The organism is Burkholderia sp. BCC1047, assembly GCF_902833155.1.
GTDB lineage: Bacteria > Pseudomonadota > Gammaproteobacteria > Burkholderiales > Burkholderiaceae > Burkholderia > Burkholderia sola.
Window position 1 is genome coordinate 1 of the sequence record NZ_CADFEH010000053.1, and the last position, 19,000, is coordinate 19,000.

15 protein-coding genes and 1 tRNA gene are annotated in these 19,000 nt (G+C 67.4%); 6 read left to right on the forward strand and 10 right to left on the reverse strand.

From position 1 onward, the window contains the following. Positions 1-375: 375 nt before the first annotated feature. Together HWX55_RS33670 and HWX55_RS33675 are read right to left on the reverse strand one after the other, a co-directional pair. Positions 376-450 (reverse strand) — tRNA-Arg (locus HWX55_RS33670). Positions 451-598: 148 nt separating this feature from the next. Then, positions 599-781 carry a rubredoxin gene (locus HWX55_RS33675; RefSeq protein ID WP_006478164.1) on the reverse strand — a complete coding sequence of 61 codons (183 nt, stop codon included), beginning with the start codon at positions 779-781 and terminating at the stop codon, positions 599-601. A 199-nt stretch (positions 782-980) separates the two neighbouring features. On the opposite strand from HWX55_RS33675, the gene HWX55_RS33680 reads away from it, so the two are divergent. The 5 genes from HWX55_RS33680 to HWX55_RS33700 all read left to right on the forward strand — a co-directional run bounded on the left by HWX55_RS33680 (position 981) and on the right by HWX55_RS33700 (position 8,918). Continuing rightward, positions 981-1,385 carry a DUF4399 domain-containing protein gene (locus tag HWX55_RS33680; RefSeq protein ID WP_050017496.1) on the forward strand — a complete coding sequence of 135 codons (405 nt, stop codon included), beginning with the start codon at positions 981-983 and terminating at the stop codon, positions 1,383-1,385. Between the two features lie 230 nt (positions 1,386-1,615). Beyond that, positions 1,616-3,601, forward strand: coding sequence for an ATP-binding cassette domain-containing protein (locus tag HWX55_RS33685; RefSeq protein WP_175978821.1), 1,986 nt, complete (start codon positions 1,616-1,618; stop codon positions 3,599-3,601). Positions 3,602-3,821: 220 nt separating this feature from the next. Further along, positions 3,822-5,804, forward strand: coding sequence for a DNA topoisomerase IV subunit B (parE, locus tag HWX55_RS33690; RefSeq protein ID WP_050017499.1), 1,983 nt, complete (start codon positions 3,822-3,824; stop codon positions 5,802-5,804). A 70-nt stretch (positions 5,805-5,874) separates the two neighbouring features. Continuing rightward, entirely contained in the window at positions 5,875-8,196 is a 2,322-nt protein-coding gene (parC, locus tag HWX55_RS33695) for a DNA topoisomerase IV subunit A (protein ID WP_175978822.1), read from the forward strand. 263 nt (positions 8,197-8,459) lie between these two features. Beyond that, positions 8,460-8,918 (forward strand): CopD family protein, encoded by a 459-nt coding sequence (locus HWX55_RS33700; RefSeq protein ID WP_050017501.1) that lies wholly within the window; start codon positions 8,460-8,462, stop codon positions 8,916-8,918. A gap of 59 nt (positions 8,919-8,977) precedes the next feature. Here the strand turns inward: HWX55_RS33700 and HWX55_RS33705 are convergent, their stop codons facing one another. Then, entirely contained in the window at positions 8,978-9,862 is an 885-nt protein-coding gene (locus HWX55_RS33705; protein ID WP_069618083.1) for a LysR family transcriptional regulator, read from the reverse strand. 112 nt (positions 9,863-9,974) lie between these two features. On the opposite strand from HWX55_RS33705, the gene HWX55_RS33710 reads away from it, so the two are divergent. Further along, complete coding sequence (locus tag HWX55_RS33710; RefSeq protein ID WP_175978823.1) at positions 9,975-10,421, forward strand: multidrug/biocide efflux PACE transporter; 447 nt, start codon at positions 9,975-9,977, stop codon at positions 10,419-10,421. Positions 10,422-10,466: 45 nt separating this feature from the next. On the opposite strand, the gene HWX55_RS33715 is transcribed toward HWX55_RS33710, so the two are convergent. The 7 genes from HWX55_RS33715 to HWX55_RS33745 all read right to left on the reverse strand — a co-directional run bounded on the left by HWX55_RS33715 (position 10,467) and on the right by HWX55_RS33745 (position 18,827). Further along, positions 10,467-11,672 carry a chromate transporter gene (locus HWX55_RS33715; protein WP_175978824.1) on the reverse strand — a complete coding sequence of 402 codons (1,206 nt, stop codon included), beginning with the start codon at positions 11,670-11,672 and terminating at the stop codon, positions 10,467-10,469. A 202-nt stretch (positions 11,673-11,874) separates the two neighbouring features. Then, positions 11,875-14,214: an EAL domain-containing protein gene (locus HWX55_RS33720; RefSeq protein ID WP_175978825.1), complete on the reverse strand. Its 2,340-nt coding sequence runs from the start codon at positions 14,212-14,214 to the stop codon at positions 11,875-11,877. A gap of 216 nt (positions 14,215-14,430) precedes the next feature. Continuing rightward, positions 14,431-15,315, reverse strand: a complete 885-nt coding sequence (locus HWX55_RS33725; protein ID WP_175978826.1) for a PhzF family phenazine biosynthesis protein — start codon at positions 15,313-15,315, stop codon at positions 14,431-14,433. A gap of 13 nt (positions 15,316-15,328) precedes the next feature. Further along, on the reverse strand, positions 15,329-15,787 hold the full coding sequence (locus tag HWX55_RS33730; RefSeq protein WP_006478174.1) for a RidA family protein: 459 nt from the start codon (positions 15,785-15,787) through the stop codon (positions 15,329-15,331). A gap of 44 nt (positions 15,788-15,831) precedes the next feature. Next, on the reverse strand, positions 15,832-17,013 hold the full coding sequence (locus HWX55_RS33735) for a PLP-dependent aminotransferase family protein (protein ID WP_175978827.1): 1,182 nt from the start codon (positions 17,011-17,013) through the stop codon (positions 15,832-15,834). Positions 17,014-17,178: 165 nt separating this feature from the next. Continuing rightward, positions 17,179-18,087: a DMT family transporter gene (locus tag HWX55_RS33740; RefSeq protein WP_124554820.1), complete on the reverse strand. Its 909-nt coding sequence runs from the start codon at positions 18,085-18,087 to the stop codon at positions 17,179-17,181. A 47-nt stretch (positions 18,088-18,134) separates the two neighbouring features. Continuing rightward, positions 18,135-18,827, reverse strand: coding sequence for a VOC family protein (locus HWX55_RS33745; protein ID WP_175978828.1), 693 nt, complete (start codon positions 18,825-18,827; stop codon positions 18,135-18,137). Positions 18,828-19,000 lie beyond the last annotated feature (173 nt).

Here is a 19,000-nt window from a genome sequence, read left to right on the forward strand (position 1 = left end):
GCCACGTCGATCACTCCGTTCCCCTGCCCGTTGCCGAGCAGGTCAGTGTTCTACGTGGGTCAATATTCGATGCAAATTACTGCGTAGGGTGGGTCAGGATTCCGTGCAAATCAACACCCCTTGCCGTCAGCAAGACGGTAAGGCTGCTCGGTAGACTTCGCGCGGCGCACCTTCAAGTCAGTGAGAGGATCGGTTTGCTTCGGCATTTTGCGTTGGGGTATCGGCGCCGAGCACTTCGGGGTATATCCCCACTGATACCCCCAAGGTGCTTGGCTTGTACTGGGCAGTCATGGGCAATGATGGCAGCAAAAAGCCCCGCAGAGCAAGGCCGTGCGGGGCTTTTTAGGAAATCTTGGGAGGCTTTGGGAGACTTACTGGTCCCCCCGACAGGAATCGAACCTGTATCTAGCGCTTAGGAGGCGCTTGTTCTATCCATTGAACTACGGGGAGAGCCATATCCGGGCGATCGCGCAAAAAACCGCGAGCCGGACGGCGGTGTGGACAGCGCGCAGAGTATAGCAAACGCGTGGCGCGTCGGCGGGGCGGAATGCCCTCGCGACGCGCGTATCGCGAGATCACCCGCGATCGAAACAGAAAATCAGAAATCGACGACGACGAAATCTTCCTTGCCCACGTCGCACAGCGGGCAGCGCCAGTCGGCGGGAATGTCGGCGAAACGCGTGCCGGCCGGAATGCCTTCGTCGGGCAGCCCTTCCGCTTCGTTGTAGACCCACCCGCAAATCAGGCAGACCCAGCTCTGGTATTCGGTTACTTCGCTCATGTTGCGCTCGGGATAAAGAAAATTCGGCGATGCCGTCCGCAGCCTCGCCGGCGGACGAAAGGCGCAATGTTACCGGAATTTCGTCGAACGCCAGCGCAACGTCGTTTTAAACGTACGCATCGCGAACAACGCAACTGAAACACGCCCGCTGTTCGTGCGGTGTATGCTTCCGAGGCTGTCCAATCATAAGGAGAATGCGATGCTGAACAGAAAGTGGATCGCAGGTGCGGTATGCGTCGCGGCGATGGCCGTGTCGACGATCGCGCGGGCCGAGGCGCGCGTGTATTTCGAAGCGCCGAGCGACGGTGCGACGGTGTCGAATCCGGTGCATGTGAAGTTCGGTCTCGAAGGCATGGCGCTGAAGCCCGCCGGCGACATGACGCCGAACACCGGCCATCATCACCTGCTGATCGACGGCCGGCCGATTCCGAAAGGCGACGTGATCCCGGCGAGCGAACGCTCGCTGCATTTCGGCAAGGCCCAGACCGAAACCGACCTGAAGCTGCCGCCCGGCCAGCACACGCTGACGCTGCAATTCGGTGACGGCGCGCACCGTTCGTACGGTCCCGAACTGAGCTCGACGATCACGGTCAACGTGAAATAACCGTGCATCCCGCGCCGGCGCGCGATGCGCCGCGCGGGATCTGCCGATCGGCCGGCCCCTGGCATCCGGCCAGCATCCGCGTGCTCATGCGGGTACGCAAACCGTAGCCGGCATCCGAAAACCGGAGGTCGGCCACACCGCACCCGCACTACCGCGCCGGCGCCCATCGGAAACGCCCCGCGGCACTCGTCCATCCAGCCGAGCCGATGCCGGCCTCCGCGCCCGGTACAATGGGCGCTTCCGATTTCTCTCTTCGCCGTCTCCCCATGTCGCTCTATTCCATTACCGGCGCGCAGCTCGCGTTCGGTCACGTCGCGTTGCTCGATCACGCGGATTTCTCGCTGGAAGCCGGCGAGCGGGTCGGCCTGATCGGCCGCAACGGCGCGGGCAAGTCGTCGCTGCTGAAGATCGTCGCCGATCTCGCGAAGCCCGACGACGGGCTGGTCACGCGCCAGCAGGAGCTCGTGACCGTCTACGTGCCGCAGGAGCCCGAATTCGAACCGGGCGCGACGGTGTTCGACGCGGTCGCGTCCGGGCTCGGGCATACGCGCGAACTGCTCGAAGAATACGATTCGATCGCGCACCGCCTCGCGGAGATCCCGGAAGGCGCCGAGCACGATGCGCTGCTCGCGCGGATGAACGCGCTGCAGTCGTCGCTCGATGCGCACGACGCGTGGAACTGGCGCACACGCGTGTCGATGACGCTCGCGCAAATCGGCCTGACGGACGGCGACGCGAGCGTCGACGCGCTGTCGGGCGGGATGCAGAAGCGCGTCGCGCTGGCGCGCGCGCTGGTGCTGCAGCCCGACGTGCTGCTGCTCGACGAGCCGACCAACCACCTCGACTTCGACGGCATCCGCTGGCTCGAGGAGCTGCTCGTCGCGCAGCGCGCGGGCCTGCTGTTCATCACCCACGATCGCGCGTTCCTCGATCGCGTCGCGACGCGCATCGTCGAGCTCGATCGCGGCCGGCTGCTGTCGTATCCGGGCAATTTCTCCGCGTACCAGACGCGCAAGGCGCAGCAGCTCGAAGTCGAGCGCGTGGAGAACGAGAAGTTCGACAAGCTGCTCGCGCAGGAAGAAGTGTGGATCCGCAAGGGCGTCGAGGCGCGCCGCACGCGCAGCGTCGGCCGCATCGCGCGGCTCGTGCAGATGCGCAACGAGCGCGCGGAGCGCCGCAATGCGCAGGGCAACGTGAAGCTCGACGTCGCGCAGGGCGAGAAGTCCGGCAAGATCGTCGCGGAGCTGACCGACGTGACGAAGCGCTACGGCGGCCGCACGGTGGTCGACCGCTTCTCGACGACGGTCATGCGCGGCGACAAGATCGGCTTCGTCGGACCGAACGGCGCCGGCAAGACGACGTTGCTGAAGCTGATCCTCGGCGACCTGAAGCCCGACGAAGGCACGGTGCGCACCGGCACGAACCTGCAGGTCGCGTATTTCGACCAGATGCGCGCGCAGCTCGACCAGGAGAAGAGCCTGGCCGACACGATCAGCCCCGGCAGCGAATGGGTCGAGATCGGCGGCGTGCGCAAGCACGTGATGAGCTATCTCGGCGATTTCCTGTTCGCGCCGGAACGCGCGCGTTCGCCGGTGAAGTCGCTGTCGGGCGGCGAGCGCAACCGGCTGCTGCTCGCGCGCCTGTTCGCGCGGCCGGCCAACGTGCTGGTGCTCGACGAACCGACCAACGACCTCGACATCCCGACGCTCGAACTGCTCGAAGAGCTGCTGGCCGACTACGACGGCACGGTGCTGCTGGTCAGCCACGATCGCGCGTTCCTCGACAACGTCGTGACGTCGGTGATCGCGGCCGAGGGCGACGGCAAGTGGCGCGAATACGTCGGCGGCTTCACCGACTGGCAGATCCAGAGCGAGCGCTCGGAGCAGCTCGCGCAGCAGGAAGCGGCGAAGCGCGCGGTCAAGGAGGCGGCGCCCGCGAAGGACGAACCGGCGAAGAGCGCGGCCGGCCGCAACGCGCAGCGCACGGTGAAGCTGTCGTTCAACGAGCAGCGCGAGCTCGATTCGCTGCCGGAGAAGATCGCCGCGCTCGAAGCGGAGCAGAAGACGATCAATGCGCAGCTCGAGGACGGCGCGATTTTCGCGAAGGATCCGCAGGAAGGCACGCGCCTGACCGAGCGGTTTGCGGCGATCGACGACGAACTGCTCGCCGCGCTCGAACGGTGGGAAACGCTCGAGGCGAAACGCAAGCCGGTGTGACGCGCGCGGTGCGCGCCGATCCCGCGATTGGCGCGCCACGCGGAACCAGTAAAATACCGCGCGTCCAGGGTCGCGCCGCACACGCCGCGCGCCCGCTTTCGGAGCAGTCCAAGCACACCGTTGTTTCGATTCGCTTTTTTACGGAACTCAACGTTTTGTCCACGACGTTATCCACACGAGGTGTGGACAACGTCCCGATGAATGACGAAATTCAGCGCCTATGTCAACAAAGAAACCCAGCGCGGCCTATAGCGAAGCATCGATCAAGGTGCTCAAGGGTCTCGAGCCGGTCAAGCAGCGGCCCGGCATGTACACCCGTACCGAGAATCCGCTGCACATCATCCAGGAAGTCATCGACAACGCGTCCGACGAGGCGCTCGGCGGCTACGGCAAGCAGATCACGGTCACGCTGCACGCCGACCAGTCGGTCTCCGTCGAAGACGACGGCCGCGGCATCCCGTTCGGCATGCACCCCGAAGAGGGCGTGCCGGTCGTCGAGATCGTGTTCACGCGCCTGCACGCGGGCGGCAAGTTCGACAAGGCCGCGGGCGGCGCGTATACGTTCTCGGGCGGCCTGCACGGAGTCGGCGTGTCGGTGACGAACGCGCTTGCGACGCGTCTCGACGTGACGGTATGGCGCGACGGCAAGATCGCCGAGCTCGGCTTCGCCGACGGCGACGTCGTGAAGCCGCTGTCCACGCAAGGCGCGGGCCGCGGCGAGAAGAAATCCGGCACGCGCGTGCAGGTGTGGCCGAATCCGAAGTACTTCGATTCGCCGAACCTGCCGCTCGGCGAGTTGCAGCGCCTGCTGCGCTCGAAGGCCGTGCTGCTGCCGGGCGTCGAGGTCGTGCTCGTCAACGAAAAAACGGGCGAGCGCCAGACGTGGAAGTATGAAGACGGCCTGCGCGGCTACCTGCTCGACGAAATGAACGGCAGCGAGCTGCTGATCCCGCTGTTCGAAGGCGAGCGTTTCGCCGATGCGCGTTCGACCGACGAAACCTTCGCCGAAGGCGAGGGCGCATCGTGGGTCGTCGCATGGAGCGAGGAAGGCTCGCTCGTGCGCGAGTCGTATGTGAACCTGATCCCTACACCTGCAGGCGGCACGCACGAGTCGGGCCTGCGCGACGGTCTCTACCAGGCGGTGAAGAGCTTCGTCGAACTGCACAACCTGCAGCCGAAGGGTGTGAAACTGCTCGCGGAAGACGTGTTCGCGCGCGTGTCGTTCGTGCTATCCGCGAAAGTGCTCGATCCGCAGTTCCAGGGGCAGATCAAGGAGCGGCTGAACAGCCGCGACGCGGTGAAGCTCGTGTCGTCGTTCTCGCGTCCGGCGCTCGAACTGTGGCTGAACCAGCACGTCGAGCACGGCAAGAAGCTCGCCGAACTCGTGATCAAGCAGGCGCAGGCGCGTACGCGCGCCGGCCAGAAGGTCGAGAAGCGCAAGAGCTCGGGCGTCGCGGTGCTGCCGGGCAAGCTGACCGATTGCGAGACGGAAGATATCGCGCGCAACGAATTGTTCCTCGTCGAGGGCGACTCGGCGGGCGGCTCCGCGAAGATGGGCCGCGACAAGGAATACCAGGCGATCCTGCCGCTGCGCGGCAAGGTGCTGAACACATGGGAAACCGAGCGCGATCGTCTCTTCGCGAACAACGAGGTGCACGACATCTCGGTCGCGATCGGCGTCGATCCGCACAGCCCGGACGATACGGTCGACGTGTCGAATCTGCGCTACGGCAAGATCTGCATCCTGTCGGACGCGGACGTCGACGGTTCGCACATCCAGGTGCTGCTGCTCACGCTGTTCTTCAAGCATTTCCCGCAACTGATCGAGCGCGGCCACGTGTACGTCGCGCGTCCGCCGCTGTTCCGCGTCGACGCGCCGGCGCGCGGCAAGAAGCCCGCGCAGAAGCTCTATGCGCTCGACGACGGCGAGCTCGAGGCGATCCTCGACAAGCTGCGCAAGGACGGCGTGCGCGACACGCAGTGGAGCATCAGCCGCTTCAAGGGCCTCGGCGAAATGAGCGCCGAGCAGCTGTGGGACACGACGATGAACCCCGACACGCGCCGCCTGATGCCGGTGAAGCTCGGCGAGCTCGACTACGAGGCGACCGTCGCGCGGATGACGATGCTGATGGGCAAGGGCGAGGCAGCCGCGCGGCGCGGCTGGCTCGAGGAAAAGGGCAACGACGTCGAAGCGGACATTTAAGCGGAGCGTTCCGCGCGGCCGGGCATGACGCCCGGCCCGGCCTCACGCCACTTACGAATACGGAATTCAGATGGACGACAATACTTCCGATCTCTTTGCCAGCCCCGACGCGCCCGAGAGCGACGCGCTGACGCTCGGCAACTATGCGGAACAGGCGTATCTCAGCTACGCGGTCAGCGTCGTGAAGAGCCGCGCGCTGCCCGACGTGTGCGACGGCCAGAAGCCGGTGCAGCGCCGAATCCTGTTCGCGATGAACGAAATGGGCCTCGGCCCCGACGCGAAGCCGGTGAAGTCGGCGCGCGTGGTCGGCGACGTGCTAGGTAAATACCACCCGCACGGCGACCAGTCGGCGTACGACGCGCTCGTGCGTCTCGCGCAGGATTTCTCGCTGCGCTACCCGCTGATCGACGGGCAGGGCAACTTCGGTTCGCGCGACGGCGACGGCGCGGCGGCGATGCGTTACACGGAAGCGCGGCTCACGCCGATCGCGAAGCTGCTGCTCGACGAGATCGACCAGGGCACGGTCGACTTCATGCCGAACTACGACGGCTCGTTCGAGGAGCCGAAGACGCTGCCGAGCCGCATGCCGTTCGTGCTGCTGAACGGCGCGTCGGGCATCGCGGTCGGCCTCGCCACCGAAATCCCGTCGCACAACCTGCGCGAAGTCGCGGCCGCGGCGGTCGCGCTGATCCGCAATCCGAAGCTCACGCACGCGGAGCTGATGAACCTGATCCCCGGCCCGGATTTCCCCGGCGGCGGCCAGATCATATCGAGCGACACCGAAATCTCCGCGGCGTACGAATCGGGCCGCGGCAGCCTGAAGGTGCGCGCGAAATGGAAGATCGAGGATCTCGCGCGTGGCCAGTGGCAGCTCGTCGTGACCGAGCTGCCGCCGAGCACGTCGGGCCAGAAGGTGCTCGAGGAAATCGAGGAACTGACCAACCCGAAGCTGAAGCTCGGCAAGAAGACGCTGACGCCCGAGCAGCTGAACACGAAGAAGGCGATGCTCGACCTGCTCGACGCGGTGCGCGACGAGTCGGGCAAGGAAGCGGCGGTGCGGCTCGTGTTCGAGCCGAAGTCGCGCACGATCGACCAGACGGAATTCGTGAACACGCTGCTCGCGTACACGAGCCTCGAATCGAACGCGACGCTGAACCTCGTGATGATCGGCGCCGACGGCCGGCCGGGCCAGAAGGGCCTGCTGACGATCCTCGACGAATGGGTGAAGTTCCGCCAGCTGACGATGACGCGCCGGTGCCGCCATCGTCTCGCGAAGGTCGACGACCGCATCCACATCCTCGAAGGGCGGATGATCGTCTTCCTGAACATCGACGAGGTGATCCGCATCATTCGCGAGTCGGACGAGCCGAAGGCCGCGCTGATGAGCGCGTTCGGCCTCAGCGAGCGGCAGGCCGAGGACATCCTCGAAATCCGGCTGCGCCAGCTCGCGCGGCTCGAGAAGATCAAGATCGAGAAGGAACTCGAAGCGCTGCGCGACGAGAAGGCGAAGCTCGAGGACCTGCTCGCGAACGAAAGCGCGATGAAGCGGCTGATGATCAAGGAGATCGAGGCCGACGCGAAGCAGTACGGCGACGATCGCCGCACGCTGATTCAGCAGGAAAAGCGCGCGACGTTCGAGGCGAAGGTGGTCGACGAGCCGGTGACGGTCGTCGTGTCGCAGAAGGGCTGGGTGCGTGCGCTGAAGGGCCACGGGCTCGACCCGGCCGGCTTCACGTTCAAGGCGGGCGATCATCTCTACGCGGCGTTCCAGTGCCGCACGCCGGATCGCCTGATCGCGTGGGGCAGCAGCGGCCGCGTGTATTCGGTCGACGTGTCGGTGCTGCCGGGCGGGCGCGGCGACGGCGTGCCGGTCACGTCGCTGATCGAGCTCGAATCGGGCTCGCACCTGATGCACTACTACGCGGCGCCGGCCGACCAGCAACTGCTGCTCGCGTCGAGCAACGGCTTCGGCTTCCTCGCGAAGGTCGGCGACATGGTGAGCCGCCTGAAGGCCGGCAAGTCGTTCATGACGATCGATGCGGGCGCGGTGCCGCTCGCGCCGATGCCGGTGCTGCCGAACGCGACGCAGGTCGCGTGTCTGTCGAGTGGCGGCCGCTTGCTCGTGTTCGGGATGGACGAGATGAAGACGCTGTCCGGCGGCGGGCGCGGCGTGATCCTGATGGCGCTCGACGACAAGGAAACGCTCGTGCAGGCGCTGGCGATCGATCCGGCCGGCGTCGTGCTGATCGGCACCGGCCGCGGCGGCAAGGTGCAGGACGACACGCTGTCGTATGCCGGACTCGCGCCGCACATCGGCAAGCGCGCCCGCAAGGGCCGCGCGCCGGACACGAAGCTCAAGGTCGTCACCGAGTTGCGTCCGCTGCTGGGCTGATGCCGCGCGGTCGACCGGACCGTCCGGTTCACCCGGTTCGGCCGCGATCGAAGGCCGCACGTCCGCTTCGGCGGGCGTGCGGCTTTTTCTTTCCGGCGCAGGAATGCGGGTAAGCAAGCGTGGCGCTGTCACGCGGAATTTGCAAAATAATGTGAAATCGCGTCGAGGGTCCGAACCGCCGCGCGGCTGACGGGTCGAACGTCGCTTGATGCCGCGTGCGACGCGGCCGTTCGCTGCACCCCACTCATCACAGGATCGTCCCCATGTCCCACGCCGTTGCCGTCGCGCTGTTTCTTCACCTGCTGGCCGTCGCCGTGTGGGTGGGCGGGATGGTCTTCGCGCACTTCTGCCTGCGCCCCGCGCTGTCCGACCTGTCGCCGCAGTTGCGGCTGCCGCTGATCGAAGGCGTGTTCGGCCGCTTCTTCAACTGGGTGTCGGGGGCCGTGATCGTGATCCTGCTGTCCGGCGGTTTCCTGCTGATGAGCTTCGGCGGCGCGCACGCGACGTGGTCGCTGCATGCAATGGCCGGGCTCGGCGTCGTGATGATGCTGATCTTCGGGCACATCCGCTTCGCGCTGTTCCCGCGCATTCGCCGTGCGGTGCAGGCGCAGAACTGGCCGGACGGTGCCCGCGCGGTGAATGCGGTGCGGCTGCTGGTCGTCGTGAACCTCGTGCTCGGCGTCGTCACGATCGGTGCGGCCGTGCTGTCGCGCGGTTTCTGACCGGCCGGCGTCAGCCCTTCGCCCTCGGCCGTCGGCCGCACGCCCGGCGGCGCGCGCCGCTATGCGGCCAGCATCGCGTCGAGCAGCCATGAGCCGGCCGGCCCGAGCGGCCGGTTGCGCGACCAGACCGCATCCACCCGTACACGGCGCGGCCAGCCGCGCGCGCGCAGCTCGCACAGGCGGTCGCGCGCGAAGTGCTCGACCATCCAGCGCGGCAGTTCCGCCCAGCCGAACCCGAGTACGGCCATCTCCAGCAGCATCAGGTAGCTCGGCGCCAGCCAGTGCTGCGTGCCGACGACGATCCGGTCGTCGGTGCCGCGACCTTCCGTTTTCACGTAGGTATTCAGGCGTAGTTCGCGCACGTCGCGTAGCGCCGCGTGCGGCACCTCGGCGTCGCCGTATTCGGCGAGTGCATGCGTGCGGCCGACGAACAGCCCGATCTCCGATTCCTCGGCCACCGTCGCCGCGCCGATATCGGCCGGGTAGGCCGCGCGCGCGGCCATCAGCCCGAGTTGCGCGCGACCCTGCTGGATCAGGTCGAGCACGTCGTCGTGCTCGGCGATCTGGCATTCGAGCTCGAGCGCCGGAAAGCGCCGTTCGAGCGCCATCAACGTTTCCTCGTAACGCTTCGACTGGTAGGTATCGGATACGACGAGCGTGAGCCGCGCCTCCTCGCCGTGCGCGAGCCGGGCGGCCGTGCGGTCGATCGCCGCGCTGGCCTCGAGCGCGCGCTGCACCTGCGGCAGCAGCGCACGGCCGGCATCGGTGAGCGTCGGCGTGCGCGTCGAGCGGTCGAACAACTGCACGCCGAGATCGATCTCGAGATTCGCGATCGCTTCCGACACGGTCGACTGACGCTTGCCGAGCTTGCGGGCCGCGGCCGTAAACGAGCCGAGCAGCGCCGCTTCGGCGAATGCGAGCAGCGCTTCCGGGGCGTGGTGCATGCAGGGCTCCTGACGGCTTCATATCGGTAAAACCGATGATATCAAACTGGATTCACACGGTTGTGCCGATCAGAATGGCCAGCATGAACCAAGTCATGCCTCGGAGAGCATCATGAAACAGACGAATAAAACGGTGACGGAACGCCTGCTGCACGCGCTGACGTTCGAACTGGTGGCGATCGCGCTGTGCGCGCCGATCGGCGCGTGGCTGCTGGACATGCCGGTGTCGCACGTCGGCGTGCTGACGGTGATGGTGTCGCTGATCGCGATGGCGTGGAACATGACGTTCAACACGCTGTTCGACCGCTTCGAGCGGCGGGCCGGGTTGTCGCGCACGCTCGGCATGCGGATCGCGCACGCGGTGACGTTCGAGCTCGGCCTCGTCGCGATGGTGGTGCCGGTTGCCGCGTGGTGGCTGAACGTGAGCCTCGTCGAGGCGCTGCTGCTCGACCTCGGCATCGTGCTGTTCTTCCTGCCTTACACGTTCTGCTTCAACCTCGCGTACGACGCGCTGCGCGCCCGCTGGATCGCGCGCCGGGTCGCGGTGCAGGCCGGTTGACGGAGTCGGGCCGGCCAGCGCGAGCAGGGCGACGGCCGCCGCCCGTCAGTGCGCGGCCCACAGCCACACGCTGCACACGGCAGCGACCACGCCGTACACGGCATAGACGGGCACCTTGAAGCGCGTGAAGCACAGTGTCGCGAACGCGCCCGTCAGCCAGTAAACCGGGTCGGCCGGTTCCCGATGCAGGATCTTCACGACGGCGACCACGAGAAAGGCCGTCGTCGCCGCGCGCAGCAGGCGCATCCCGTGCTCGAAGCGCGAATGGCGCTTGAGCCGGAACAGATGGTTCTGCGCGAACACGACGAGGCACCCGGACGGAATGAACAGCGCGGCGGTGGCGAGCAGCGCACCGACCCAGCCGTCGGTCAGGTAGCCGAGAAACGGCACGACGTTCAGCAACGGCCCCGGCGCGACCGGCGACAGCGCGAACGCCAGCGTGAAGTCGTGATCGGAGATGCCCGTCGCCGGCGATACGAACAGCGTCTTGAGCACCGGCAGCGCGGAGAAGCCGCCGCCGAACAGCGTCATGCCGGCGCCCGCGAGGCGCGGCCACAGCAGATCCGCCTGGTAATCGCCGGGCAGCGGCACCGCGAACAGCACGACGAGCACGCCGAGCAGCACGAGCAGGCCGCGATCGCGCCTGGACAGCGTGAAATCGACCGTGTCGCGTTGCGACGGCCCCGTCAGCCAGCCCGCTGCGAACGCGGCGAACAGAATCGCGACGAAAGCGGCGGGACTATGCGCGAAAGCAAGCAGAATCGTCGATAACGCGGCGATCGCCTGTTCGAGCCGCGTACGCGCGAGCGAGCGCAACTGCTTGACCCACGTGACGCCGATCAGCGCGGCGAGCACCATCCCGAAGTGATTGATCAGCACCGGCGCGGCCAGCGAGCGCACGAGCGGCGTCTGATAGAAGATCGCGAACAGCGTCATCAGGACCGAGAACGGCAGCACGCTCGCAATGCCGGCGATCCATGCGCCGGCACGGCCATGCAGCGTCTGGCCGACCTGCACGGCGACATTGCAGCCGACGGGGCCCGGCACGAGCCACGCCAGCGCGACGAGATCGCCGAAGACGTGCGGCTCGATGCGCTGCAGCCGCTCCACGTAGTGGCGTTCGAGCTGCGCCATCATCGAAAGCCCGCCCCACGAGACGGCCGAAATGCTGGCGATGACCTTGAACAAGGTCCATAGGGATGCCGGTGCCTCTTCGACACGCGCGGTCGCTTCGACTTCGACGGTTGTCATGATTGTGTGGTTGGCGCAGGGCCGGATCTCTCGCGTAAGGCCGTGGCGACGGCCCGCCGACACGTCGGCCCTCCCGATTGTCCGCCGCGCATCGTGACACTACCATGCGCGAAAACGCTAGTTAATGAACTAAACGAACGGATCGGAAAACGTAACAATTGCGGCGGTGCGCAAACGCGCGCCGCGGCCGCACCGGTGCGGCTCAGCCGCCCGTGCTGCCGGTCGCGCGATGCGCGACGACGTTCGGATGATCGCCGCGCACGCCGAAGCGGGCGATCAGCGCGGGAATCGCATCGGCCGGCACCGGGCGCGAAAACAGGAAGCCCTGCGCCTCGATTTCGCCGAGCGCGGACAGCCACGTGATCTGCTCCTCGGTTTCGGTGCCCTCGACGACGACGGTCAGCCCGAGCGAGCGCGCGAGATGCACGATCGACGACACCATCACGCACACGCTGCGATCGGTCGGAATCGCCTGCACGAACGAGCGGTCGACCTTCAGCGTGTCGACGGAGAAGCGGTGCAGGTACGACAGCGACGAATAGCCGGTGCCGAAATCGTCGAGCGCGATCCGGATGCCGAGCTTTTTCAGCGCGACGATCTTCTCGGACACGAGTTCCGGATATTCCATCATCGCGGTTTCGGTGATCTCGATCTCGAGCCGGTTCGCGTCGATGCCGGTGTCCTGCAGCGCCTGCGAGATCGTCTCGATCAGGTCGCCGCGCCAGAACTGCACGGGCGAGATGTTGACCGCGAGCGTCAGCGTGTCGTGGCCTTCGTCGCGCCAGCGCGCGATCTGCTCGCATGCGGTGCGGATCACGAAGTCGCCGATCGGCACGATCAGGCCGGTCGATTCGGCGATCGAGATGAATTCGTTCGCGGAGATCACGCCGTGTTCGGGGTGATCCCAGCGGGCGAGCGCCTCGAAGCCGGTGATCGTGCGGTGCGTGAGGTCGATCTTCGGCTGGTACGCGAGGAACAGCTGCCCCTCGGCGAGCGCGACGCGCAATTGCTGTTCCCAGCGCATCAGGTGGTCGGCGCGGTGCGACAGGTGCGGCGCATAGAACTGGTAGCAGTTCTTGCCGGCGTCCTTCGCGCTGTACATCGCGAGGTCGGCCTTTTTCAGCAGGTCGATCTCGCTTTCGTTCGCGACGGTGTGCAGCGCGATGCCGATGCTCGCGTGCAGCACGAACGAACTGCCGCGTACGTCGAACGGCTCGCCGAACATCCGGATGATCGCTTCCGCGAGCCGCACCGCGCGCCGCTCGACGTCGTCGCCCTTCATCACGACGACGAACTCGTCGCCGCCGATGCGCGCGAGCGAGCCTTCGTCGCCGACCGCATCGGCCAGGCGCGACGCGGTCATCTGCAGCACGATGTCGCCGGCGTTGTGACCGAGCGTGTCGTTGACGGTCTTGAAGTTGTCGAGATCGATGAACAGCAGGCCGAGCCGCGACAGGCTCGCGGGCATCGACACGTCGTTGCGCAGCCCGCGCAGCGTCGCATAGCGGTTCGCGAGGCCGGTGAGCAGGTCATATTCGGCGAGCTGCGTCATTTCGCGCTCGCGGCCGAGCAGCTTGCCGATCAGGCCCGTCGCGACGCCGAAGAACGCGAGCATCGCGAGCGTGATGAAGCTCGTCATCAGCAGGTAGACGTTGCGCGTGTGCGTGTAGTCCGCGAACTCTTCCGTCTGCGACAGCCCGACCATTACCGCGAGCGGGTAGCCGTCGAGGTGGCGGTACGACACGATACGCGTCACGCCGTCGATCGGATCGATGATCGTGCCCGTCACGCGCTCCGCTATCGGGTAGACGCCCGACGCCGAAAACGCGCCCGGCGCGTTGCTGACCGAGCCCGTGCGCCGCGCGAGCACCGCGCCCGTGTCGGACACGACCGCGATCACGCCTTCCTTGCCGATCGCCGCGTTGTTGTAGAAATCGTTGGTGAAGTAGCTCGGGTCTTCCGACACCACGACGATGCCTGCGAAGCTGCCGTCCGGATTGTTCAGGCGCCGCGTCATCTGCAGCGTCCAGTGGCTCGACACGCGGCCGAGCACGGGCTTGCTGATGAACAGGCGATCGTCGTTGTGCGCGAGATGGACCTTGAAGTGCTCGCGGTCGGACAGGTTGATCGGCTGCGGATGGAGTTCGGCGGTGTTCGCGAACAGGATGCCCTTCGCGTTGACGAGCGACACCTGGATCAGCGTGTCGCTCGGCACGACGCCTTTCTCGACGGCGCTCGCGAGATTGAAGCGCGCCGGCGACTTCTCGAATTCGAACTTGACGAAGCGGGTGATCTGGTCGACCTGGTGGATCGCCTTGACCGTATGCTGCTCGAGCGCGGACGACAGGATCGCCGCGGAAGCCGCTGCTTCCTTGTACGCACTGTCCTTTTCGACGGACAGCCGCGCGATGATCACGGCCCACAGCAGCGCGAGCGCCAGCATCCCGAGCAGCGGGATGGCAAACAGCGCACGCCGGCGCGATTTGCGCGGCGCGCGCAGCGGCCGGTTCGGCGGCGTGTGGTTGGACCGGGCGGAGCTCATCGAAGAGGGCGGCGTCCTGCTCGCGTGCGCCATCCGTCTGGATGGCCGACTATGGTTCGGATTGTCCCGACGTCTGTTCGTTCGCGGGACGCGCAACCATGGACAGACCTCCGAAACAACGGATTAGGCCCGATATTACTGGCTGGAACGTTTTTGCGATAGCTGGGCAAAGCGCGGGGCGCCGGACAAGCCGGCGCCATCGCACATCGCGAAATGTCAGTCGGGCGACCGGAACGTGCCGTCGACGACCGTGACGACGTGGCCGCCGATCCAGGTCGTGCCGTCCGCGTCGTAGCTGACGAAGATGCGGCCGTCGCGGCCGATCGCCGTGCCCTGGCGGGCCGTATACGACGGGCCGGGGCGGCGTTCCTGCCGCGTCAGCAGCCCGGCCAGCGCGGCGTTCGCGCTGCCGGTGACGGGGTCCTCGCCGGGCGTGCCGAACTGGCCGCCCGTCATCAGGCAGCGGATCTCGAACGTTGCCGGGCCGCCTTCGGCATGCGGCGCGTAGGCGGCGAGGCCGTCCACGCCGTAGCGGTGGGTCAGCGCCGCCAGTGCGGCCGGATCGGGCGACAGGCCGATGCACGCGTCGGCCGACTTCAGCCGCACGACCAGCCACGGCGCGCCGTTGTCCACCGCGCACGGCTCGGCGTCCAGGTCGAGCGCGTCGCTGCGCAGCGCGGCGGCCAGTACCGCGTAGTCCGAACGGTCGAGCGGCGTGACGCGTGCCGGCGGCGCGGCGAACGCCCAGCCGTCGGCCTGCTCGCGCAGCGCGACACGGCCGACCCCGCACTGCTGGATCAGCCGGCCCGGCGTGCGCGGCCGCGCGCCGCTTTCCAGGAACGCATGCGCGGTGCCGAGCGTCGGGTGGCCGGCGAACGGCAGTTCGCCGCCCGTCGTGAAGATCCGCACGCGGTAATCGGCTTCCGGATCGGTCGGCGTGCAGAGAAACGTCGTTTCCGACAGGTTCGTCCAGCGGGCGATCTCGAGCATCGCGTCGTCGCCGAGCGAATCGGCGTCGAACACCACGGCGAGCGGATTGCCCTTGAACGGCACCGACGTGAACACGTCGACCTGCTTGAAGCGAACGAGACGGCCGGGCATCGCGCGGCGCCCGTTACGCGACTTCGGCGATCAGTTCGATCTCGACGCACGCGCCGAGCGGGATCTGCGCGACGCCGAACGCCGAGCGCGCATGCTTGCCCGCGTCGCCGAACACTTCGGCGATCAGCTCCGACGCGCCGTTCGTCACGACGTGCTGTTCGGTGAAGTCGAGCGTCGAGTTGACGAGGCTCATCAGCTTGACGATGCGCGTGACCTTGTTCAGGTCGCCGGTGTGCGCGTGCAGGGTGGCGAGCAGGTCGATCGCGATCGAGCGGGCGGCGGCCTTGCCGTCTTCCGTTTGGAGATCGGCGCCGAGCTTGCCGGCCCAGACCTTGCCGTCCTTCTTCGCGATGTGGCCCGACAGGTAGACCGTGTTGCCGCTTTGCGCGCTCATCACGTAGGCCGCGGCCGGTGCGCCGGCGGTCGGGAGCTCGATGCCGAGCGACTTCAGTTTGTCGTAGACGTTAGCCATGCGTTCGATTCCTCGTAGAGAGTCGTGACAGGGAAAAAAGGGGATCAGAGGCGCTCGCGCAGCAGCTTGCCGAGGCGCGCGACGCCTTCCTCGATCTTTTCGGGCGGCACCGTCACGAACGACAGGCGCAGCGTGTTCTGCTGCGCGTTCTCCGCGAAGAACGGCGCGCCCGGCACGAAGGCGACGTGGTTGTCGACGGCCGCGGCGAGCAGCTTCATGCTGTCGATCTGCGCGGGCAGGTTCACCCAGATGAACATCCCGCCTTCCGGGCGGTTCCACGTGACGCCTTCCGGCATGTGGCGCGCAAGCGCGCCGAGCATCGCGTCGCACTGCGCGCTGTACAGCTCGCGGATCGTCGGGATGTGCTCGTCGAGGAAGCCGTCCTTGATCACTTCGTGCGCGATGCGCTGCGTGAGCGTCGGCGTGTGCAGGTCGGTGGCCTGCTTGGCCTGCACGAGCTTGAAGTGGAGTTCCTCGGGCGCGATGATGTAGCCGATCCGCAGGCCCGGCGCGAGCACCTTCGAGAACGTGCCGAGGTGCACGACGTGGTCGGGCGCCATCGACAGCATCGTCGGCAGCGGCTCGCCCTGGTAGTTCAGCGCGCCGTACGGATCGTCCTCCAGCACCGGGAACGGGCTCGTCTGCGCGAACGCGGCGAGCGCGCGGCGGCGCTCGACGGGCAGGCGGCGGCCGGTCGGGTTCTGGAAGTTCGGCTGCGCGTACAGCAGGCGCGCGCCTTGCGTGAGTTCGGGCGTGAGACCTTCCGGCAGCAGGCCCTGCTCGTCGGTCGGCACCTGCACGTAGCGCGGCTCGTACAGCGAGAACGATTGCAGCGCGCCGAGGTAGGTCGGCGTTTCGACGAGGATCGGGCTGTCCGGGTCGATCAGCGCCTTGCCGAGCAGGTCGAGCGCCTGCTGCGAGCCGGTCGTGATCAGCACCTGCGACACGCGCACGCTGTAGCGCTCGGCGATCCATTCGCGCAGCGGCAGGTAGCCTTCGGTCGCGCTGTACTGCAGCGCGGCGGCCGGCGCGTCGCGCAGCACGCGGTCGGCGGCGGCGCGCATGCGTTCCGCCGGGAACGTCGCGGGGGCGGGCAGGCCGCCGGCGAACGAGATGACCTCGGGGCGTTCCGTGACCTTCAGGATCTCGCGGATCGCGGAGCTCGTCAGCTTGCGGGCGCGTTCGGAAAGCTGCCAGTGCGGCGGATGCAGGTCGTTCGGATTCATAGTCTCCTCGTTCGGATATCGTGGTCAGTCAAGAAAGGTCGTTCGGGCGCATCGCTTCGACGCTGCCGGGTGGGCAGTGCCGGCACGATGAAGCCTTCGCGGCTGGGTAAGCACGGCCAGTCAGGCAAAACCGATCAGGCAAAACGTCCATTATGGCGCAGCTCATCAGCCGGCGCGAGCGGGACGCGGCGCCGTGGCGACCGCCGAGCGGCGCCCGAGCACCACGGTCGCGATCACGGCAGCCGCGAACAGCCACGTCGACGACGTGACCGTTTCGCCGAACAGCAGCGCGGAAAAGGCGATCGTGAAGAAGATCTGCAGCAGTTGCACCTGGCCGACGCGCGCGGTGCCGCCCATCGCGAGCCCCGCATACCACGCAAAAAAGCCGATGAATTGCGAAAAGAGGGTCACGTAGCCGAACGCGAGCCACGTGCGCAGCGCGAGCGGACCCGGATGCGCGGCGTGCTGCATCCAAGCGAGCCAGCCGACCGGCAGCACGAGGAACGGCGCCGACACGACGAGCGCCCAGCAGATCACCTGCCAGCCGCCGATCTGGCGCGCGAGGCGCGCGCCTTCCGCATAGCCGAGCGCGCCGATGCCGACCGCGACGAGCATCAGCGCGTCGCCGGCCTGCACGGTGCCGCCGCCGTCGCGCAGCGCGAACGCGATCACGAGCGCGCTGCCGGCCACCGCGCTGGCCCAGAACGCCTTCGACGGCCGTTCGTGCGACAGCCACGCCGCATACAGCGCGACGAACAGCGGTTGCAGCCCGTTGACCACCGCGCCGTGCGAGGCCGGCACCGATTTCATCGCCCATGCGGAGAACACCGGATACGCGATGATCACGCCGGCCGACGTGATCGCGAGGCTTTTCAGCTGCGCGCGGGTCGGCAGGCGCTCACGGCGCCACCACAGCAGCAGGCCGGCCGGCACGGCGGCGGCGAGCGCGCGGCCGAGGCCGTTGAGCAGCGGATTGAGTTCGGAGACGACGATCCGCGTCATCGGCAGCGTCAGGCTGAAGATCATCACGCCGATCAGGCCGAGCAGCATGCCCCGGGTTTCGCGCGAATTCATGTCGTGGGTGTCTCCGTCTTGCAGGGTGGTTGTGATCGGGTGGGCGCTCAGCGCAGCGTGCGCGCGCCCTGCGGCGTGTCGAATTCGGCGACGAGCGCCGGTGGGCCGTCGGTGGATTCGACGTCGAGCAGGTGGGCGGCGCCGAGCCAGTCGAGCTGCTCGCGGATCGTATCCGCACGCGGGTGGACGCCCTTGAGCGCCTTCAGCGCGACGCCGTCGTTCGGCAGCGATTCGGCCGGATGGCGCGGGCTGTCCCACTGGATCAGCGACGGCACGAGGCCGTCGCCCGCGCCTTGCCACGCGGGGAAGCTGCCGTCGTCGGGCACCGTGAGGCCCCAGCTCAGGTCGCCGCGCCGCATCGCGACGACGGGCGCGATGCGGGCCGGGTACTGGTGCTGCCACAGCACAAGCTGGCGCGGGCGGTCGACGCGCGCGACCCAGTGCGCGAGAAACGGGCCTTGCGCGAGTCGCGCGTGCATCGACGGATCGTCGAGCCCGAACAGCCGCGCGCGCGGCGGCTTCGCGTCGTCGCCCGGCGCGGGCGCGTCGGGGTCGATCGCGATCACTTCGAGGTAGAGCCCGCCCCACGCCCCGAACAGCGCATTGTGGGTCCGCATCAGCGGGTGGCGGCCGCCGCCGGCCGGTTCGATGCCGAGCGCGTCGGCGACATGGCGCACGCCTTCGTCGAGGGTGCGCGCGGCGATCACGAGATGGTCGAGTGTCAGGGAGCGGGCTGGCATGAGCGTCGGTCGGGAAGCGAAAGTGTCATGGTAGGCGGGCGACGGGCCGGACGGGGGCCGGACCAGCCGGCGCACCGGCCGCGACGCGGGCCGGCGGGCGCAGCGCCACGTGCGGCGGGGGCGGACCGGCGGCCGCACGATCGCCATTCCGGTCAACTGTAATCGTCGCTACC